17 protein-coding genes, 1 tRNA gene and 1 riboswitch are annotated in these 19065 nt (G+C 73.5%); of the genes, 4 read left to right on the top strand and 14 right to left on the bottom strand.

The features are described from left to right. Window positions 1-276: 276 nt before the first annotated feature. A tRNA-Pro gene (locus ACZ4UB_RS10735) sits at window positions 277-350 on the bottom strand. Window positions 351-457: 107 nt separating this feature from the next. On the opposite strand from ACZ4UB_RS10735, the gene ACZ4UB_RS10730 reads away from it, so the two are divergent. After that, on the top strand, window positions 458-934 hold the full coding sequence (locus ACZ4UB_RS10730) for a DUF309 domain-containing protein (RefSeq protein ID WP_468069708.1): 477 nt from the start codon (window positions 458-460) through the stop codon (window positions 932-934). Between the two features lie 555 nt (window positions 935-1489). On the opposite strand, the gene ACZ4UB_RS10725 is transcribed toward ACZ4UB_RS10730, so the two are convergent. Genes ACZ4UB_RS10725 through ACZ4UB_RS10710 form a run of 4 tightly spaced genes read right to left on the bottom strand, consistent with a single transcriptional unit; the run spans window position 1490 to window position 4828 of the window. Further along, the gene (locus ACZ4UB_RS10725; RefSeq protein WP_354380973.1) at window positions 1490-1882 is read right to left on the bottom strand and encodes a VOC family protein; all 393 of its coding nucleotides are present in this window, start codon (window positions 1880-1882) and stop codon (window positions 1490-1492) included. 5 nt (window positions 1883-1887) lie between these two features. Then, a complete protein-coding gene (locus tag ACZ4UB_RS10720; RefSeq protein WP_468069706.1) occupies window positions 1888-2520 on the bottom strand; it encodes a LutC/YkgG family protein in 633 nt (210 codons plus the stop codon). Then, window positions 2517-4037, bottom strand: coding sequence for a lactate utilization protein B (locus ACZ4UB_RS10715; protein WP_468069947.1), 1521 nt, complete (start codon window positions 4035-4037; stop codon window positions 2517-2519). Before ACZ4UB_RS10715 ends, ACZ4UB_RS10720 begins: the two co-directional genes overlap by 4 nt. 35 nt (window positions 4038-4072) lie before the next feature. Next, a complete protein-coding gene (locus ACZ4UB_RS10710) occupies window positions 4073-4828 on the bottom strand; it encodes a (Fe-S)-binding protein (RefSeq protein WP_468069704.1) in 756 nt (251 codons plus the stop codon). Between the two features lie 33 nt (window positions 4829-4861). Here ACZ4UB_RS10710 and cobF point away from each other — a divergent pair, with 33 nt between their 5' ends. Beyond that, window positions 4862-5614, top strand: coding sequence for a precorrin-6A synthase (deacetylating) (gene cobF / locus ACZ4UB_RS10705; RefSeq protein WP_385784913.1), 753 nt, complete (start codon window positions 4862-4864; stop codon window positions 5612-5614). Window positions 5615-5675: 61 nt separating this feature from the next. Here the strand turns inward: cobF and ACZ4UB_RS10700 are convergent, their stop codons facing one another. From ACZ4UB_RS10700 to ACZ4UB_RS10685, 4 genes are all read right to left on the bottom strand, one after another. Then, on the bottom strand, window positions 5676-6827 hold the full coding sequence (locus tag ACZ4UB_RS10700; protein ID WP_468069703.1) for an aminotransferase class V-fold PLP-dependent enzyme: 1152 nt from the start codon (window positions 6825-6827) through the stop codon (window positions 5676-5678). 93 nt (window positions 6828-6920) lie between these two features. Beyond that, window positions 6921-7520: an anaerobic ribonucleoside-triphosphate reductase activating protein gene (locus tag ACZ4UB_RS10695; protein WP_468069702.1), complete on the bottom strand. Its 600-nt coding sequence runs from the start codon at window positions 7518-7520 to the stop codon at window positions 6921-6923. Beyond that, window positions 7517-9352: a ribonucleoside triphosphate reductase gene (locus ACZ4UB_RS10690; protein WP_468069701.1), complete on the bottom strand. Its 1836-nt coding sequence runs from the start codon at window positions 9350-9352 to the stop codon at window positions 7517-7519. The genes ACZ4UB_RS10695 and ACZ4UB_RS10690 overlap by 4 nt, the downstream gene beginning before the upstream one ends. Window positions 9353-9381: 29 nt before the next feature. After that, a riboswitch (cobalamin riboswitch) is annotated at window positions 9382-9564 on the bottom strand. An 89-nt stretch (window positions 9565-9653) separates the two neighbouring features. After that, window positions 9654-11327, bottom strand: a complete 1674-nt coding sequence (locus ACZ4UB_RS10685) for a glycoside hydrolase family 71 protein (protein WP_468069700.1) — start codon at window positions 11325-11327, stop codon at window positions 9654-9656. Window positions 11328-11612: 285 nt separating this feature from the next. Here ACZ4UB_RS10685 and ACZ4UB_RS10680 point away from each other — a divergent pair, with 285 nt between their 5' ends. Further along, window positions 11613-12089, top strand: coding sequence for a hypothetical protein (locus tag ACZ4UB_RS10680; RefSeq protein ID WP_468069698.1), 477 nt, complete (start codon window positions 11613-11615; stop codon window positions 12087-12089). Window positions 12090-12115: 26 nt separating this feature from the next. On the opposite strand, the gene ACZ4UB_RS10675 is transcribed toward ACZ4UB_RS10680, so the two are convergent. The 3 genes from ACZ4UB_RS10675 to ACZ4UB_RS10665 form a co-directional block, all read right to left on the bottom strand. Further along, complete coding sequence (locus ACZ4UB_RS10675) at window positions 12116-12682, bottom strand: GNAT family N-acetyltransferase (protein ID WP_468069697.1); 567 nt, start codon at window positions 12680-12682, stop codon at window positions 12116-12118. Between the two features lie 124 nt (window positions 12683-12806). Then, window positions 12807-15026, bottom strand: a complete 2220-nt coding sequence (locus ACZ4UB_RS10670) for an NADP-dependent isocitrate dehydrogenase (RefSeq protein WP_468069695.1) — start codon at window positions 15024-15026, stop codon at window positions 12807-12809. 227 nt (window positions 15027-15253) lie between these two features. Further along, entirely contained in the window at window positions 15254-15604 is a 351-nt protein-coding gene (locus ACZ4UB_RS10665; protein ID WP_354380961.1) for a DUF805 domain-containing protein, read from the bottom strand. 169 nt (window positions 15605-15773) lie between these two features. On the opposite strand from ACZ4UB_RS10665, the gene ACZ4UB_RS10660 reads away from it, so the two are divergent. After that, on the top strand, window positions 15774-16838 hold the full coding sequence (locus ACZ4UB_RS10660) for an NAD-dependent epimerase/dehydratase family protein (protein WP_468069694.1): 1065 nt from the start codon (window positions 15774-15776) through the stop codon (window positions 16836-16838). 261 nt (window positions 16839-17099) lie between these two features. Here the strand turns inward: ACZ4UB_RS10660 and ACZ4UB_RS10655 are convergent, their stop codons facing one another. Together ACZ4UB_RS10655 and ACZ4UB_RS10650 are read right to left on the bottom strand one after the other, a co-directional pair. Beyond that, window positions 17100-18230 (bottom strand): sensor histidine kinase, encoded by a 1131-nt coding sequence (locus ACZ4UB_RS10655; RefSeq protein WP_468069693.1) that lies wholly within the window; start codon window positions 18228-18230, stop codon window positions 17100-17102. Further along, a complete protein-coding gene (locus ACZ4UB_RS10650; RefSeq protein ID WP_468069692.1) occupies window positions 18227-18955 on the bottom strand; it encodes a response regulator transcription factor in 729 nt (242 codons plus the stop codon). Before ACZ4UB_RS10650 ends, ACZ4UB_RS10655 begins: the two co-directional genes overlap by 4 nt. Between the last annotated feature and the right edge of the window lie 110 nt (window positions 18956-19065).

Here is a 19065-nt window from a genome sequence, read left to right as displayed (position 1 = left end):
GCCCCCCGGCAACTCCACCGATTCAACCTGGTCGTCACACCATAAAGTGAGACGAATCCATCGTCTCAGAGCCGTCCGGGCGAACGGGTGGCCAGTACACGGCATCCACCCGAGGAGACGGGAAACGGCCGTTCCGGGTTCCTCCGGAACGGCCCGGCCGCCGCCTGACCCGTTCTGACCGTCTTGGTCCCCAACCGGTCCCCGACAACGACCAAGGGGCCGTTTCAGATTTCTCTGAAACGGCCCCTGATCTGCGACTACGAGGCGAACCTCTAGTCGGGACGACAGGATTTGAACCTGCGACCCCTTGACCCCCAGTCAAGTGCGCTACCAAGCTGCGCCACGTCCCGGTGCCCCTGTCACCTGGGGTTTCCCCCGGGCGGCGGTGCATGGGAAACATTACCCCACGTCGGGGGGTGTGCACGCACCGGCGGCCGGCCGGGGGGAGGATGGGGGCGTGGACGCGGGAGCGAGGGACCGGGACGGTGAGGGACGGGCGCGCAGCGCGCGGCCCCGTGACGGGCTGGGGCGACCCCTGCCGTACGGGGCGGCGGGAGTCGAGCGGCAGCCCGAGGGCGTGGTGCGGACCCCGCGGGAGACGGTGCGCGAGGCGCAGCGGCTGCTGGACGCGGGGATGCCGTTCCACGCGCACGAGGTGTTCGAGGACGCCTGGAAGTCGGGCCCGGCGGAACAGGCCCCGCTGTGGCGGGGGCTCGCGCAGCTCGCCGTCGGACTGACCCACGCGGCGCGCGGCAACGCGGTGGGCGGCGCCCGGCTGTTGCGACGCGGCGCGGCCTCCCTCGCCGGGGTGGAGGGCGCGCACGGCATCGACGTACCGGGGCTGGTCCGGTGGGCCGACGAGCTGGCCCACCGGGTGGCGACCGGCCCGGCCGTCGACGCCACGCGCGAGGCGCCGCGGCTGGGGGGTGCCTGACGGGTGCCCGTGGGGCCGCGGATCAGTCGTCGTGACGAGGGCCGCGCGCGGCCCGCATCGCCCTCGGGTCCGGCAGCTCCGTCGTGGCCGTTCGCCCCGGCGGGCCCGCGCTCACCGGGGTCTCCCTTCGGGCCGGCCGGGCCCGCCGCGTCGGGGGCGCCCGGGGCGCCCGGTGCTCCGTCGCGGCCGTCGGTGCCAGCGGCACCCGGTGTGCCGGGCTCTCCCTGCGCGCCGGGTGCGCCGTCGCGGCCGTCGCGTCTGTCCCGTCCGTCGGTTCCGGGGCGCCGTCGCGTCCGTCGGCTCCGGCCCGGCCGGGCAGCCCGTCACGGCCCGCGCCGCTCTTGGGTCCCTGCCGGCCGCGCTCGCCCTGAGCACCCTGGGGTCCCGTAGGTCCGGCTTCGCCCCGGTCCCCCTCGGCCCCGTTCGTACTGGGCCCGCCCTTCGCTCCGGCCGGGCCGGGCGCACCGTAGCGGCCCCGCTCACCCGGCGCTCCGGCGGGCTCGGGGGTGCCCTGAGCCCGTCGCTTGGGCGCGGCCGGGCCCGGACGGCCATCCTCTAGGCGGCGGGCTGGAGCAGGTCCCAGCGGTTTCCGTAGAGGTCCTCGAAGACGGCGACGGAGCCGTACGGCTCGTGGCGCGGCTCCTCCAGGAAGCGGACGCCCTCGGCGGTCATCCGGGCGTGGTCGCCCGCGAAGTCGTCGGTGTACAGGAAGAATCCGACGCGGCCACCGGTCTGGTCGCCGACGCGCGAGCGCTGGGCCTCGTCCTTGGCACGGGCCAGGAGCAGAGCGCCCTCGGTGGCGCCCGGCGGGCGGACCACGACCCAGCGCGAGCCGTCGGGGCGGGCGGTGTCCTCGACCAGCTCGAAGCCGAGGGCGCGGGTGTAGAAGTCGAGGGCCTCGTCGTAGTCGTGGACCACGAGGGCGGTGAGGGCGATGTAGGCGGACATGGGCCCTATTGTGCGCCGAGCAGGACGACCTCCAGGGTGCGGGGGCCGTGCACGCCCTCCACCCGGTCCAACTCGATGTCGCTGGTGGCCGAGGGGCCGGAGATCCAGGTCAGCGGGCGGGTGGGGTCGAGCAGGGCGACCGCCTGCGGGACCGAGTCCACCACCTGGTCCGGGACCCGCACCACGCAGACGTGGTGGTCCGGGACCAGGGTGATCCGGCGCCGCCCCTGGCCGGGGCCGCCGTCGAGGACGATCGTGCCCGTCTCCGCCACGGCCAGGGCGCAGCCGGTCACCACGCTGTCCACGGCGTCCAGCTCGTACGGGGTGGACGCCGCGCGGTCCTGGACGCGGACCTGATCCGCCGCCGCCAGCCAGCGCGGGGGCAGCCCGGCCGGCACGAGGACCGACCGCGCGCCGCGCGCCGCGAGGAGGCGCCCCAGCAGCGCGGCGATGCCGTCCTCGTCGGTCCGGTGTACGCGCGCCCGGTACTCGGTGAGGTGGGCGGCGAGGAGGTCCGCCGTCGCGGCCGGGGTGCGGTCGCCGTGGACCCGGAGGTAGTCGCGGGGGACGACCGGGTCGGGGGCGCCCTGGGCGAGCGCCCGGCCGATGCGTCCCAGGACGCGGTCCCTGCTGCTCATGCCCGGCCTCCCCGGTCCGCCCGCCGGCCCCGCTCCCGTTCGCGTTCCCACCAGTCCCGGAACGGCTGCGCCGGGAGCCGCGGCAGCGCGCGGCTGTCCGTCCAGGCCCGCCCGGGCCCCGGCAGCCGGCGCGGCCGCAGCCGGCGGGCCCGGGCCAGGAGCCGCTCCCCCGCCCGCAGCGCGTGCGGGTGGTCGAGCAGCAGCCGGGCGGCCCGCATCGCGGCCCGCTCGGCGGCGTGCCCGCGCGCGGGGCGGATCCGCACCCGGATGCCCTCGCGGGTCACCGGGCCGCCCTGGGCCACCCGTTCGCGCAGGTGGACCAGGACCTCGGGGATGTCGATGGCCACCGGGCACACCTCGTAGCAGGCCCCGCAGAGCGTGGACGCGTAGGGCAGCGAGGCGTCGATCGCGCTCCCGGTGCCGCGGAGTTGGGGGCTGAGGATGGCGCCGATCGGGCCCGGGTAGACGCTGCCGTAGGCGTGGCCGCCCGCGCGCTCGTAGACCGGGCAGACGTTGAGGCAGGCGGAACAGCGGATGCAGCGCAGGGCCTGGCGGCCGACCTCGTCGGCGAGGGTGTCGGTGCGCCCGTTGTCGAGCAGGACGAGGTGGAAGGCGCGGGGGCCGTCGCCCTGCGCCCCCCGCGATGGCCCCAGCCCCGTCCACATCGTCGTGTACGGGTTCATCCGCTCGGCCGTCGAGGAGCGCGGCAGCGTCTGGAGGAAGACCTCCAGGTCGCGGAAGGTCGGTACGACCTTCTCGATGCCCACGACCGAGATCAGGGTCTCGGGCAGGGTCAGGCACATGCGGCCGTTGCCCTCGGACTCGAAGACGACCATCGTGCCCGTCTCGGCGACCATGAAGTTGGCCCCGGACACGGCGACCTTGGCGCGCAGGAACTTCTCCCTCAGGTGCAGTCGCGCCGCCTCCGCGAGGGCGCGCGGGTCGTCGTCGAGGCCGTCGGGCGCGGGCCGGCCCCACCGGCCCATCTCCGCGGCGAAGACGTCCCGGATCTCGCCGCGGTTGCGGTGGATGGCCGGGACCAGGATGTGGGAGGGGCGGTCGTGGCCGAGCTGCACGATGAGTTCGGCGAGGTCGGTCTCGTACGCGGCGATCCCGGCCGCCTCCAGGGCTTCGTTCAGGCCGATCTCCTGCGTGGCCATGGACTTCACCTTGACCACCTCGCGCTCGCCGGTGGCGCGGACCAGGTCGGTGACGATCCGGTTGGCCTCCGCCGCGTCCACCGCCCAGTGGACCGTGCCGCCCGCCGCCGTGACGGCGGCCTCCAGCTGGATCAGGTACCGGTCGAGGTGGCGCAGGGTGTGGTCCTTGATGGCCTTCCCGGCCGCGCGCAGCCGCTCCCAGTCGGCGAGTTCCGCGACGGCCCGGGCGCGGCGGTCGCGGATGGTGTGGGTGGCGCGGCGGAGGTTGGCGCGCAGCGTGTCGTCCCGCACGGCCTCGCGGGCGGCGTCGGGGAAGGACGGGAAGGCGGGGGCCGGGGCGGGCGGGAAGGCGGGCATGCCCAGGTCCGTGGGGGTGGAGCGGCCCGTACCGGTCATCGCGCGGGTTCCTCCTCGGTCGCGGCCAGGATCTCGGCGAGGTGCAGGGCGCGCAGCGGCGCGCCGGCGCGGCGCAGGGTCCCGTCGAGGTGGGCGAGGCAGGAGTTGTCGGCCCCGCACAGCACCTCGGCGCCGGTGGCGCGGGCGCTGCGGATCTTGTCGGTGCCCATCGCCGCGGACACGTCGGGGTTCTTCAGGGCGAAGGTGCCGCCGAAGCCGCAGCACTCCTCGGCCCCGGGGAGTTCGAGGAGTTCCAGTCCCCGGACCGCGGCGAGCAGCCGGCGCGGCCGGTCACCGAGCCCGAGGGAGCGCAGGCTGTGGCAGGACGGGTGGTAGGTGACCTTGTGCGGGAAGTACGCCCCGACATCGCTCACCCCGAGCACGTCCACGAGGAACTCGGTCAGCTCGTACACCCGCGGGGCCAGCTCCGCCGCCAGTTCCGCGAGCGCGCCGCCGCGCCCCTCGTCGGCGGCCCTGCGCCCGATCCGCGGGTAGTGCTCGCGGAGCATCGCGGCGCAGGATCCGGAGGGCGTGACGACGTGCTCGTACCCGGCGAAGGCCGCCGCGGTGCGCCGCAACAGGGGCTCGGTTTCCCGCCGGTAGCCGGTGTTGTAGGAGGGCTGGCCGCAGCAGCTCTGGCCCGCGGGGAAGTCCACCTCGACCCCGAGCCGCTCCAGCAGCCGTACGACGGCGATCCCCGTCGAGGGGTACAACGCGTCATTGACGCAGGTGACGAACAGGGCGACCCGCATGACCCGCACAATAGCGGGGTGCAGAATGGCCCGGTGAAGAAGTTCTCAGTGATCGGCATAGGCGCGGGCGACCCGGACCACCTCACCCTCCAGGCGGTGAAGGCGATCGGCGCCGCGCACGCGTTCCTCATCCTGGAGAAGGGCGAGGAGAAGGCGGACCTGACCGGGCTGCGGCGCGCGATGCTCGACGCCCACGCCCGCCCGGACCACCGGCTCGTGGAGGGCCGCGACCCGGACCGGGACCGCACTCCGGCGGAGTACGCCCCGACGGTGGACGGCTGGCGCAGTGCGCGGGCCGAGTTGTTCGAGCGGTTCATCGCGCAGGACCTCGCCGAGGGCGAGACGGGCGCGTTCCTGGTGTGGGGCGACCCCTCCTTGTACGACTCCACGCTGGCGATCCTCGACGAGGTGCTGGAGCGGGGCCGGGTGGAGTTCGAGCACGAGGTGGTCCCCGGCATCAGCAGCGTCTCCGCGCTGCTGGCCCGCCACCGCACCAACCTCAACCGGGTCGGCCGCCCCGTCCAGATCACCACCGGGCGTCGGCTGGCCGAGGGCTGGCCCGCGGACGTGGACGACGTGGTGGTGATGCTGGACGCCCGGCACGCCTTCACGCACCACCTCGACCAGGACCTCTTCATCTACTGGGGCGCCTACGTCGGCACCGAGGACGAGATCCTGGTCTCGGGGAAGCTGGCCGAGGTGGCCGGGCGGATCGAGGAGCTGCGCACCGAGGCCCGGGCCCGCAAGGGCTGGATCATGGACACGTACCTGCTCCGCCGGAACTGACCGCCGGGTGCCGCCGCGGGCGCGGGTGCGGGCGGGGGCCCGCCCCGTGCCCGCGCCCGGCTCAGCCCAGGAGCGCGGGGAGTTCGGCCGCGAGGCGCTCGTACTCCTCGGGCCGGTTGTAGATCTGGCCGGAGAGGCGGATGCCGCCCCCGCCCTGCCAGGGCCAGATCAGGACCCGGATGCGCAGCCGCGCCGCGATCTCCTCGCGCAGGGCCCGGGCTTCCTCAGGGGTCCGCGCGGTGCCCGGCGGCAGCCGGAGCGCGCGGATGGCGAGCCCCTCGGTGTGCGGCAGCGGGACCACCCCGGGCAGCTGGGCGAGCAGGGCGCTCCCGTAGTCGACCAGAGCGCTGTTGTGCGCCCGTACCTTGGTGGCGTCGAGCCCGGCCAGCAGGTCCAGGCCGTCCGGGGAGGCGAGCCAGCCGGTGTAGTCGACGGTGGCCCGACCCTCCAGGGCGCGCGGGTAGCCCAGGTGGTCCTCCCAGGACGGGACCAGGGGCCGGATCCGCTCCCGGTGCGCCGGGTCCGCGATCGAGAGGATCGCGCTGCCCGAGGGCGCGTAGCCCCACTTGTGCAGGTTGCCGAACCAGAAGTCGGCCCGGCCGGCGAGCGGCTCGGCGAGCATGCCGAGGGCGTGCGCGCCGTCCACGACGGTGGTGATCCCGCGCTCGGCGAGGTCGGCGAGCAGCTGCGGGGAGGCGATGAGCCGGGCGGTGGGCGAGCTGATGTGGTCGAGGACGGCGACCTTGGTGCGCGGCGTGAGGCCGGCCAGTACGGCTTCGCGCACGGCGTCCTCGTCGGGCAGGTACGGGTCGAGGGCGACGCGGTTCAGCGGGGCGCGGCGGGCTGCGGCCTCGACGACGGTGCCGTAGCCGTGGTCGGTGACCAGGATCTCCTCGCCGTCGGCGAGCCGCAGGGCGTCCAGGGCCAGGTTGGCGCCCTCGGTGGCGTTGGAGATGAAGGACATGCCCTCCGGGTCGGCGGCCGGGTCGAGGTGGGCGGCGATCCTGGCCCGGGCCGCGGCCACCCGGTCGCCCACGCCGACGAAGAAGGTGTCGGGGTCGGCGTGCATCTCCTCGCGCAGGGCCTGCTGGGCCTCCTGGACGGGTATCGGCACGGCGCCGAAGGAACCGTGGTTCAGGTGGGCGATGTCCGGGTCCAGGCGGAAGAGTCCGGCCCCACCGGGGAAGGCCGACGGGGTGAGGGGCTCGGTCACGGGTGCCTCCGGGAGGTGCGGCGCGGCGGGCGGCAGCGGTGGTGCTGCCCCAACGGATCATGCGGGGGCGACCGCATGATCCGGTAGGGCCAATTACGCCACGGCGGACGGCCGCATCACCTGGCGGACCGGACTCCCGGCGCCGAGTCCCGCCAACCAGCCGTCGAGATCCGCCAGGGCCCGCGCGTCCAGGTGCGCCGGATCGACGGTGGTGCGCAGTTGGTGCGGGACGCCGGAGGCGAGCAGGAGGCGCAGGCTCGCCTCGGCCGAGGCCGCCGCGTGGCCGATGCCGGTCACCCGCTCGTACCGGCCGGGCGGGGCCTTCACGTCGAAGCCGACCCAGTCCAGCAGACCCTCGTCGAGCAGCCGGGCGAAGCGGCGCGGGAAGGCCCCGCCGGTGTGCAGGCCCACCTGGTGGCCCAGCGCGCGGGCCTCGCGGATCGCCTCGGCCAGGTCGCGCTGGAGCAGGGGTTCGCCGCCGGAGAAGACCACGCCGTCGAGCAGGCCGGTGCGCCGCGCGAGGTGGCGCAGCACCTCGTCCCAGCTCACGGCGGCGGGTGCGAGCGGAGGGAGCAGGTCGGGGTTGTGGCAGTACCCGCACCGCCAGGGGCAGCCCTGGCAGAAGACGGTGCTGGTCAGCCGGCCCGGCCAGTCGCAGGTGGAGAGTCGCGACCAGCCGCCGATCCGGATCACGCCCCGGCTCCCGCGCCCGTACCCTCGCCAGGATCCGCGTCCGCTCCCGGCGCCTGCTCGACGTGCCGGAAGGGGACGCGCTCGGCGTGCTCGCCCTTCTTGCCGATGTTGAAGGAGGACACCGGCCGGTGGTAGCCCATGACCCGCGTCCACACCTCGCAATCGGCCCCGCACCGCGGGCAGTTCGGCCGCTCGCCCGTGAGGTAGCCGTGATCGGCGCAGATCGAGAAGGTCGGGGTGACCGTGAGGTAGGGCAGCCGGAACCGCTCCAGGGAGCGGCGCACCAGGGACCGACAGGCCTCGGCGGTGGGGATCCGCTCCGCCAGGTAGAGGTGCAGGACCGTGCCGCCGGTGTACTTGGCCTGGAGTTCGTCCTGCCGCTCCAGCGCCTCGAAGGGGTCGTCGGTCCAACCGACGGGCAGTTGTGAGGAGTTGGTGTAGTAGGGGTGGGCGTCGGTGCCCGCCTGGAGGATGCCGGGGTAGCGAAGCCGGTCCTCCTTGGCGAAGCGGTACGTCGTCCCTTCGGCCGGGGTGGCCTCCAGGTTGTAGAGGTTCCCGGTGCGCTCCTGGAACTCCACCATGCGGGCGCGGACGCGGTCCAACAAGCGGACGGCCAGCGCGTGCCCGGCCCCGGTGGTGATGTCGTCCGCGTCCCCGGAGAAGTTGCGGATCATCTCGTTGATGCCGTTGACCCCGATGGTCGAGAAGTGGTTGCGCAGGGTGCCCAAGTAGCGCTTGGTGTACGGGAACAGCCCGCCGTCGATCAGGTCCTGGACGGTGATCCGCTTCAGCTCCAGGCTGTCCTTGGCCAGCTCGCACAGCCGGTCCACGGCGGCCATCAGGGCGTCCTCGTCGCCCGCGTGGAGGTGGCCGAGGCGGGCGCAGTTGAGCGTGACCACGCCGAGGGAGCCGGTCTGTTCGGCGCTGCCGAAGAGGCCGTTGCCGCGCCGGAGCAGTTCGGTGAGGTCGAGCTGGAGCCGGCAGCACATGGAGCGGATCATGTGCGGGGACAGCTCGGAGTTGATGAAGTTCTGGAAGTACGGGAGCCCGTACTTCGCGGTCATCGCGAAGAGCCGCTCGGCGTTCTCGCTCTCCCAGGGGAAGTCCCGGGTGATGTTGTAGGTCGGGATCGGGAAGGTGAAGACCCGGCCGGTGGCGTCGCCCTCGGTCATGACCTCGATGTAGGCCCGGTTGATCAGGTCCATCTCGCTCTGGAGCTCGCCGTAGGTGAAGTCCACCTCGGCGCCACCGATCACGGGGACCTGGTCCCGCAGGTCCTCGGGGCAGGTCCAGTCGAAGGTGAGGTTGGTGAAGGGGGTCTGGGTGCCCCAGCGCGAGGGCACGTTCAGATTGTGCACCAGCTCCTGGACGCACTGCCTGACCTGGGCGTACGTCATCGCGTCGAGGCGGACGTAGGGGGCGAGGCAGGTGTCGAAGGAGGAGAAGGCCTGGGCGCCCGCCCATTCGTTCTGGAGGGTGCCGAGGAAGTTGACGATCTGGCCGACGGCCGAGGACAGGTGCCGGGGCGGGCCGGAGTCGATCTGACCGGGGACCCCGTTGAACCCCTCGGTCAGCAGGGTGCGCAGGGACCAGCCCGCGCAGTAGCCGGAGAGCATGTCCAGGTCGTGGATGTGGAGGTCGCCCTCGCGGTGGGCGCCGGCGATCTCGGCCGGATAGACGCGCTCCAGCCAGTAGTTCGCCGTCACCTTGCCCGCCGCGTTCAGGATCAGGCCGCCGAGCGAGTAGCCCTGGTTGGCGTTGGCGTTGACCCTCCAGTCCCGGCGTTCCAGATATTCGGTCACGGTCTCCACGGCGTCTACGGCAGCGGTCACGGCAGCCCTCCCACGAGGCTCGGCACGGAAGTGTGGTGCGTTCGCCGGCAGGTGTCGGACTCGCGCGGCGCCCCGTCCCGTCGGGGGGAAGGGCGTGCGCTCACCGTTGCGGGGCAGTCCCGGATTCGCATCGGGTTCCCTGTTGCCTCGGTCGGGGCGGACATGAGCGAGCATGAGCGTGACCCCGCCGAACCGGCAGGGCCAACACTACATATGGATATGACCGCCCAGTGCGACCACTAGATAGTGGGTGACCTTCGTCCCGGGATAGGGTCCCAAAGTCCCTCCCGCGCCGGCGCCGCTACGACGCGCGACCGCTGGTGGCCCCGTAGTACTGGAGGTCCTGGACCGCGACCTCGCGGTCCACCGGGTACGACAGCTCCACCGCGGTCGAGGTGACCCCGTCGCGGACCGCCCGGGCGGAGCTGGTGCCGGAGCGCAGCTCCAGCAGGTGCGACCGGACTCCGGCGGGGGCCTCGTAGGCGTCCGCGTCCTTGCCGGTCACGGTACGGACGGTGGCCGGCGCGGTCAGGAAGCTGAGCACCTCCACCGCGTCCCGGGGCGCGGCGCTGCCCTTGCGCAGGGACATCACCAGGGACTGGGTCCCGGTCGGGTCGGCCGCGGCGAACTGGGTGCGCGAGGTCAGGTAGAGCGTGTCCCGGACGATCCGCGGCCAGGCGCCCGTCTTGAACCGGGTCAGGTAGTAGGAGGAGATGTCCAGGTAGGTGTGGCCGTTGTGCAGGGAGGGGGCGAACTGGCTGCCCTCCGAGTAGTCGTTCCAGGTGGTCAGCTGCACCCAGTCGGCGCCGTCGTCGATGGCGTGCGTCCAAGTGGAGCGCAGGGTGGCGGTGTTCCCCGCCTCGTCGTAGATCCCCTGATTGGGGCGGGCGTCCTGGACGGAGACCGGTTGCATCCAGATCTTGCCCGCCTCGTGCGCGCGCCGCACGTCGCCGGCCGCGCCGTCCTGGCCGACGTAACTCCGGCTGCCCCACTCGGAGAAGCCGTAGCTGATGGGCGCGAACCGCGCGCCGTGCGCGCCGAAGTCGAGGAAGAGCGGGACGAACGCGGTGCGGATGCCGTGCTTCGACTTCAGCAGGTCCAGCATCCGGGTCCACCAGCCGACGTCCTTCTCCTCCGCCTTGAAGGGGGAGACGACCAGCCGTCCGTCGTCCAGTCGGTGCGCGGCGGGCGCCGCGGCGAGCGCGGCGAGCGCGGTCGCGAGCACAGCCGGGTCGTCGGTCTTGAGGGAGGTCATGTCCGGCATCAGCATGACCTTGAAGTCGGGATCGACCGAACGGGCCGCCTCCATCAGGAGGTTGGCGCGGTCCCAGTTGGGGCCGGAGAGGGAGAGCAGGTCGAGGGTGAAGCCGTCGATCCCGGCGGCGCGGGCCGTGCGCACCTCCTGGCGGAGGTTGGCCAGCTCCCAGTTGCCCTGTCGGGGCGGCACGGGCGACGGTCGGTCGCGCAGCAGCCCGCCGTAGCGCTCGTGCTTGCCGTTCTCCCCCGCCGGGGCGAGGTAGTTGCGGGTGTAGTAGTCGCCGTCCGCGCTCGCGTTGTCGAGGGAGAGCGGGTAGGGGGTGAAGTAGTGGGCGAAGACCAGCTTCTTGCCGGCGCGCAGCGCGGTGGCGTCCGGCAGGTCGAAGGGCAGGGCGCCGGCGGGCCGCCCGCCGCCGCCCGCCGCGCCGGCGGCGTCGCCCGCGTCCGCGCTCCCCGACGCGGAGGGGTCCGGGCTCGCGTCGGGGGCGCCGGCGGAACCGCCGTGGTCGCCGGGGCCGGTGGACCAGGGCGCTCCGATGTCCGGCGCCGAGCGGTCGCGGCGGGAGCCGGCGGAGAAGGGGTCCCCGGCGAGGCCCGTCGCGGCGAACACCCCGACGAGGAGGAAGCCCGAGACGAGCGCGGCCAGCAGCATCCGGCCGCCGCGCGAGCCCGGGCGGCGCCGGTGCGATGAGGGCCGTCCCTGTCGCTGCGCACTCATCCGTCTCCCCTTCCGGAACGTGCCCGTGTCCGGGGCTGCACAGCAGTAGAGCCGATTCCCGACATCCGGACAACCATTCCCCCTCCGGTCGGGCCGGGCACGTACGTCACGGGGACCACGCCGACTACGCAGAGCGTCTCGACGGCCGGGGGACGGTCAACACCCGGTACGGAATGCGAAATTCCCCTGGCCTCACGGCACAACTGGCGCATAATCGACCGCACGCGGCTCGAATCAACCCTGGCGCCGCGCTGGGCCACGCATGCAATGGGGGGCATCGTGCCGATGGGGGATCCGAACGGGAGACAGGAACGGCCACCGGGGTGCACGGGGACGCTGCCGGCGACCTCCGCCGAGTTGTCCCGGCTGCTCACCGCCGTCCGGCGGGGGCGGGTGCTGACGGTGACGGGAGGGTTCGGCGCCCCGCGGAGCCTGCTGGTGCGGGAGATGGCCCGGCGCCTGACCTCCAACTTCTGCGACGGGGTGGCCGTCGTCACCCTCGAATACGCCTCCGGGGTCCGCGAGTTGGTGGGTGCGCTGGGCACCGTACCGGGGATCCCCTACCTGCCGCGCGGGTCGGCCAATGCCGCCTCGTGGCTCGCGGAGCGGGACATGCTGCTCGTCCTGGACGGCTCCGACCGGCTCACCCCCGAGGCCCTGAACTGGCTCCGGGCCCTCCTCGCCCGCGCGCCGGGGCTGCGGATCCTGGCCGCCGGGCGCTACCCGCTCGCACTGGAACAGGAGCGGGTCCACCGCCTCTGATCCGGACCGGGCGGTCCCGCACGCACTCATCCAGCGCTTGCGGACGGAGCGCTCGGCAGCTGGAGCCCGGGCCATTCCTCGGCGAGCAGTCCGAGGACCACCTCGTCGATGAAGGCGCCGTTCGCCCAACCGGACTTGCGCAGGGTGCCTTCGAGGGTGAAGCCGGCCGCCTCGGCGGCGCGGATCATCGCGGCGTTGTCGGCGAGGGTCTCCAACTGGAGGCGGTTGAAGCCGCGCACGGTGAATCCGTAGTGGCACAGGAGCAGGACCGTCTCCAGCCCCAACCCTCGCCCGCGGCTGCCGGGCCGCAGCGACAGCCCGACGTGCGCGAAGCGGTTGTGCGTGTCGATGCCCCAGAGCACCGCCTCGCCCGCGAGCTCCCCGGTGGCCAGCTCCACCACCGAGAAGCAGGCCGCCGCCTCCGAGGCCCCGGTGGGTTCGTACGGGGAGTGCCCGCCCGCGACGGGCAGGGGGCGCCAGGGCCGGGTGTCGGCCCGGGAGTGCATGGGCACGTCGTCGTACAGCTCGGCGTGCAGGACGGCAACGTCATCGGGGTGTCGGGCGCGCAGCCCGGCCAGGTGTCCATTGATCACCCGATATTACTAGCCGCCGCCGGTCCCGGCCCACAACCGGATTACGTCCGCACGCGCGACCGCCCCGGCCGCGGGGTCGCGGGCCGGGGCGGAGCGCCCGCGTGCGCGGGCACGCGGGGGTGGATCAGCCCAGGAGCGTGAGCGCCTGGTTCAGCGTCGCGGACGGACGCATGACGGCCGCGGCCTTGGCGACGTCGGGCTGGAAGTAGCCGCCGATGTCGGCCGGGGAGCCCTGGACCGCGATCAGCTCGGCGACGATGGTCGCCTCCTGCTCGCCGAGGGTCTTCGCGAGGGCCTCGAAGGAGGCCGCCAGCTCGGTGTCCTCGGTCTGGCGGGCCAGCTCCTGCGCCCAGTACAGGGCGAGGTAGAAGTGGCTGCCGCGGTTGTCGATGCCGCCGAGGCGACGGCTCGGCGACTTGTCCTCGTCCAGGAACGTGCCGGTGGCGCGGTCCAGGGTGTCGGCCAGCACCTGGGCGCGGGCGTTGCCGGTGGTCTGCGCGAGGTGCTCGAAGGAGACGGCCAGCGCGAGGAACTCACCGAGGCTGTCCCAGCGGAGGTAGTTCTCCTTGACGAGCTGCTGCACGTGCTTGGGGGCGGAACCGCCGGCGCCGGTCTCGAAGAGGCCGCCGCCGTTCATCAGCGGGACGACCGACAGCATCTTGGCGCTGGTGCCCAGCTCCAGGATGGGGAACAGGTCCGTCAGGTAGTCGCGCAGCACGTTGCCGGTCACCGAGATGGTGTCCTCGCCGCGGCGGATGCGCTCCAGCGAGTAGGCGGTGGCCTTCTCCGGCGACAGGATCTCGATGGTCAGGCCATCGGTGTCGTGGTCGGCGAGGTAGGTCTTCACCTTCGTGATCAGCTGGGCGTCGTGCGCGCGGGTCTCGTCCAGCCAGAAGACGGCCGGGGAGCCGGTGGCGCGGGCGCGGGTGACGGCGAGCTTGACCCAGTCCTGGATCGGCAGGTCCTTGGTCTGGCAGGCGCGGAAGATGTCACCGGCGGCGACCTCCTGCTCCAGGACCGTGGTGCCCGCGGCGTCGACGAGGCGGACGGTGCCCGCGGCGGCGATCTCGAAGGTCTTGTCGTGGCTGCCGTACTCCTCGGCCTTCTGGGCCATGAGGCCGACGTTCGGCACCGAGCCCATCGTGGACGGGTCGTACGCGCCGTGCGCGCGGCAGTCGTCGATGACGACCTGGTAGACACCGGCGTAGCTGCTGTCCGGGAGGACCGCGAGGGTGTCGGCCTCGGCGCCGTCCGGGCCCCACATGTGGCCGGAGGTGCGGATCATCGCCGGCATGGAGGCGTCGACGATGACGTCGCTCGGGACGTGCAGGTTGGTGATGCCCTTGTCCGAGTCGACCATCGCGAGGGCCGGGCCCTCGGCGATCTCGGCATCGAAGGAGGCCTTGATCGCGTCGCCGTCGGGCAGCGCGCCCAGGCCGTTCAGGATGGTGCCGAGGCCGTCGTTCGGGGACAGGCCGGCGGCGGCGAGGGTCTCGCCGTAGCGCGCGAAGGTCTTCGGGAAGAAGGCGCGGACCACGTGGCCGAAGACGATCGGGTCGGAGACCTTCATCATCGTGGCCTTGAGGTGCACGGAGAACAGCACGCCCTCGGCCTTGGCACGCTCGATCTGGTCGTTGAGGAAGGTGCGCAGCGCGTCGACGTGCAGCACGGAGGCGTCGACGACCTCGCCGGCGAGTACCGGTACGGACTCGCGCAGCACGGTGGTCGCACCGTCCTGGGCGACGAACTCGATGCGCAGCGTGCCGGGCTCGGCGATCACGGCGGACTTCTCGGTGGAGCGGAAGTCGTCGGCGCCCATGGTGGCGACGTTGGTCTTGGACTCGGGGGTCCAGGCGCCCATGCGGTGCGGGTGGGCCTTGGCGTACTTCTTGACCGAGGCGGGGGCGCGGCGGTCGGAGTTGCCCTCGCGCAGGACCGGGTTGACGGCGCTGCCCTTGATCTTGTCGTAGCGGGCGCGGGTCTCGCGCTCCTCGTCGGTCTTCGGGTCGTCCGGGTAGTCCGGCAGCGCGTAGCCCTGGCCCTGCAGCTCGACGATCGCGGCCTTGAGCTGCGGGATCGAAGCCGAGATGTTGGGCAGCTTGATGATGTTCGCGCCGGGCGTCTTGGCCAGCTCGCCCAGCTCGGCGAGGGCGTCCTCGATGCGCTGGTCGGCTTCGAGACGCTCGGGGAAGCTCGCGATGATCCGGCCGGCCAGCGAGATGTCCCGCGTCTCCACGCGCACGCCGGCGGTCGAGGCGTACGCCTGGATCACGGGCAGGAACGAATGGGTGGCCAGGGCCGGGGCCTCGTCAGTGTGCGTGTAGATGATGGTCGAGTCAGTCACCGGATGCTCCGCTCCACAGTCTGCGTCTCTCGTCTGCAACATTGCTCGACATCAAGATATCTCGTGATCGGCCCTGCTCCGACAGCCCCCCGCCCCGGCGTCCGCGAGACGCGCGTCACCCCGGCCTCCGCCGGCCCGCCGGGTACGGCGAGAGCGCCGCGCCCGACGGGTACGTCGGACGCGGCGCTCTCGGTGTGCGGGCGGTACGGGTGGGGTCGGGGCGGGCCTCAGCCCGCGAGCTTCGGGTTCGGCCCGTACTGGTTGGGCTGCGCATGGCCCTCGGTGGCCATGAGCACGATCAGCCAGATGCCGCCGACGAAGGGGATCAGGCCGATGAGCAGCCACCAGCCGGACTTGCCGGTGTCGTGCAGGCGGCGGACGGCGAGGCCCAGGCCCGGGAGCAGGACGGCCAGCGCGTACAGGACGTAGAGCAGCGGGAAGGTACCGATCACGTTGTCGACGATCGCCACGACGAGCACCGCGGCGAGGTTGCACAGGAAGAACATCCAGTACTCCTGACGGCGCGAGCGGCCGTCGAAGTCGATGTACCGCTTGAGCACATCCGTGTACCAGTGCATGTATCCCCCCAGAGGACGGACCACGGCGGACCGCCCTGATGGAGCGGGCCGGAAGGAATTTATGCCCTCCTTATGTCGCGTTCAAGCCATCTCGGCTCGCGGGTGACGGAAGTCTTACGTCGGGCGCGCGCGGCCCCGATCGCACCCGGGACTGCGTAGCGTCCGGGCCATGCGAGTACTCGTCACAGGCGGAGCCGGTTTCATCGGCTCGCACGTCGTCGGGGCGCTGCGGCGCCGTGGACACGATCCGGTGGTGCTGGACGCCCTCCTGCCCGCCGCGCACCCCGGTCCGCCGGAGCTGCCCGACGCGGAGTTCCTACGGGCCGACGTACGGGACGCCCCGGCCGTCCGGGAGGCACTGCGCGGGGTGGACGCGGTATGTCACCAGGCGGCGATGGTGGGGCTCGGCAAGGACTTCGCGGACGCGCCCGCGTACGTCGGCTGCAACGACCTGGGGACCGCGGTGCTGCTGGCGGAGATGGCCGCGGCGGGCGTGGGCGCCCTGGTGCTGGCCGGTTCGATGGTGGTCTACGGCGAGGGGCGCTACGACTGCCCCGCGCACGGCACGGTCCGCCCCGCCCCGCGCACGGCGGTGGACCTGCGGGCGGGCCGCTTCGAACCGCACTGCCCGGCCTGTGGTGCGCGGTTGGCGCCGGGCCTGGTCGACGAGGACGCCCCGGCGGACCCGCGCAACGTGTACGCGACGACCAAGCTCGCCCAGGAGCACCTGGCGGCGTCCTGGGCCCGCTGCACGGACGGCCGTTCGGTGGCGCTGCGCTACCACAACGTGTACGGGCCGGGCATGCCCCGCGACACCCCGTACGCGGGGGTGGCCTCCTTCTTCCGCTCGTCGCTGGCCCGCGGCGAGGCGCCCCGGGTCTACGAGGACGGGGCCCAGCGGCGGGACTTCGTCCACGTGCGGGACGTCGCGGAGGCGAACGTGGCGGCTCTGGAAGCGGTGGGCTCCCGGCCCGCGGGCACGGCGGTCGCGTACAACACCGGCAGCGGGGACCCGCACACGGTGGGCGAGATGGCCACGGCCCTCGCCCGCGCACACGGCGGCCCGGCCCCGGTCGTCACGGGCGAATTCCGACTCGGCGACGTCCGCCACATCACCGCGGACTCCGCCCGCCTGCGCCACGACCTGTCCTGGCACCCCGAAATCCCCTTCACCACAGGCATGACCGAATTCGCCCAAGCCCCCCAACGCCCCACAGCCCCCCACCCTTCCTAACCCCAGCCCCAGCCGACCCCAACAGCCCCCATCCCAGCCCAGCCGACCCCAATCCAGCCCCGCCGGCGTTTGAGGCGCGGGGGCCGGGGGGCGGAGCCCCCAATCAGCCCCGCCGGCGTTTGAGGCGCAGGAGACCCGAGGGGGCAGACCCCGCGAAGGCCCCCATTCCAGCCCCGCCGGCGTTTGAGGCGCGGGGGCCGGGGGGCGGAGCCCCCGATGGCCCAGGGGGGCCGCCCCCACCTCCCCCACCGCAGCCCAGCGCTAGCGCACGGGCAACGTCACCTCGAACCGACACCCCCCCGGCACATTGCGGACCTCGGTCCGCCCCGCATGCGCCTCCACGATCCCCCGCACGATCGCCAACCCCAACCCGGCCCCCGCCGGCGGCACCGGCCCCGCCCCCGAAGGCGGCGTCCGCGCCGCCGTCCCCCGCCACCCCGTGTCGAAGACCCGCGACAGGTCGTCCGCCGGAATCCCCCCGCACCCGTCGGTGACCGACAACACCACCCCGTCGCCCCGCCGCTCCGCGGCCACCGCGACCGTCCCGTCGGCCGGCGTGTGCCGGATCGCGTTGATCAGCAGGTTCGCCAGCACCCGGGTCATCTCCTTGCCGTCCACCTCGACCGGCACGCGCTCCACGGCCTCCCCCACCAGCCGCACCCCGTGCTCCCGCGCCAGCGGGTCCACCCCCGACAGCGCGTCCCCCACCAGGTCGTAGGCCGACATCCGGCTGGGGGTCAGGCTGAGCGCCCCGGCATGGATCCGGGACAGTTCGAAGAGGTCGCCGACCATGGAGTTCAGCCGCTCCACCTCGGTCCGGATCTGCCGGTGGTAGCGCCCCGGGTCGGCGGCCATGCCGTCCTCCAGCGCCTCCGACATGGCCCGCAGCCCGGCCAGCGGGGTCCGCAGGTCGTGCGAGATCCAGGCGACCAGCTCCCGCCGGGAGGTCTCGAGCGCCCGTTCCCGCTCCCGCGAGACGGCCAGTTTGGCGCTCGTCGCCGCCAGCTCGCGCGAGAGTGCGGCCAACTCCGCGGTCGCCTGGCCGGGCGGCGCCGCGAAGCTGCCCCCGTCGCCGAAGTCCCGCGCCGCGAGGGAGAGTTCCCGACTGCGGGCGACCACCCAGCGGCCCAGTATGAGCGCCGTGGCCAGCGAGACCACCGCGGCCATGGCGGCGACCAGGGTGACCACGCCCAGGTCGTGCCGGGACAGGAACATCGCCTGCGCGACCGCGAGCGTACCGGCGAGCATCGCGGTGACGGTGACGGCGCCCACCACGGCCAGGGACACCGTCACCGAGCGGTGGCGGACCAGCCGCAGGACGGCGGCGCCGAGGATCCCGGCGCAGGCCGCCCCGCCGAGGGCGAAGAGCGCGATCAGCGCGATGTCCTTCACAGCGTGCCCTCCGGTCCGGCGTCGAAGCGGTACCCGACGCCCCAGACGGTCTGGATGAGCCGGGGGTTGCCCGGATCGTCCTCGATCTTCGCGCGCAGCCGCCGCACGTGCACGGTGACGGTGGACAGGTCCCCGAAGTCCCAGCCCCACACCTCCCGCATCAGGTCCTCGCGGCCGATCGCCCGCCCGGGGTGGCGCAGGAAGTGCGCCAGCAGGTCGAACTCGCGCAGGGTCAGCGCCAGTTCGGCGCCGCGCTTCGTGGCCCGGTGGGTCGCCGGATCGAGCGCGAGCCCGGCGCCGGCGAGCACGGGCGGGGCGGCGGCCGGGGCCGCCTCCCGCTCGGCCGCGCGGCTGCGCCGCAGGACCGAGGTGACCCGCAGGACGAGTTCGCGGGGGCTGAAGGGCTTGGTCACGTAGTCGTCCGCGCCGACCTCCAGCCCGGCGATCCGTTCGTCCTCGTCGCCGCGCGCGGTCAGCATGATCACCGGGACGGGGCCGGCGGCGCGCAGCCGGCGGCACACCTCCAGCCCGTCGATCCCGGGCAGCATCAGGTCCAGGACGACCAGGTCGGGCCGGTTGCGTTCGGCGCGGGCCAGGGCGGCGGGGCCGTCCGCGGCCTGCTCGACGGCGTAACCGGCGCGGTGCAGGTAGCCGCTGACGACCTCGGCGACGGTCGGATCGTCGTCCACGACGAGGATCCGCGCGGGCGGGGGTTCCATGCTCATGCGCCCAGCCTCCCACCAGCGGTCCGGCGGCGGGACCGCCGAAGTGCCCGGCCGGGGTGACGTCCGCGTTTCGTAAGGAGTGGATGGCCCTTTCCCGGCCCTGTCGTTCC

The organism is Streptomyces sp. NPDC028419, assembly GCF_055565515.1.
The sequence above is the reverse complement of the archived record's forward strand: the minus strand, read 5'-3'. Positions and strand labels throughout refer to the sequence as shown.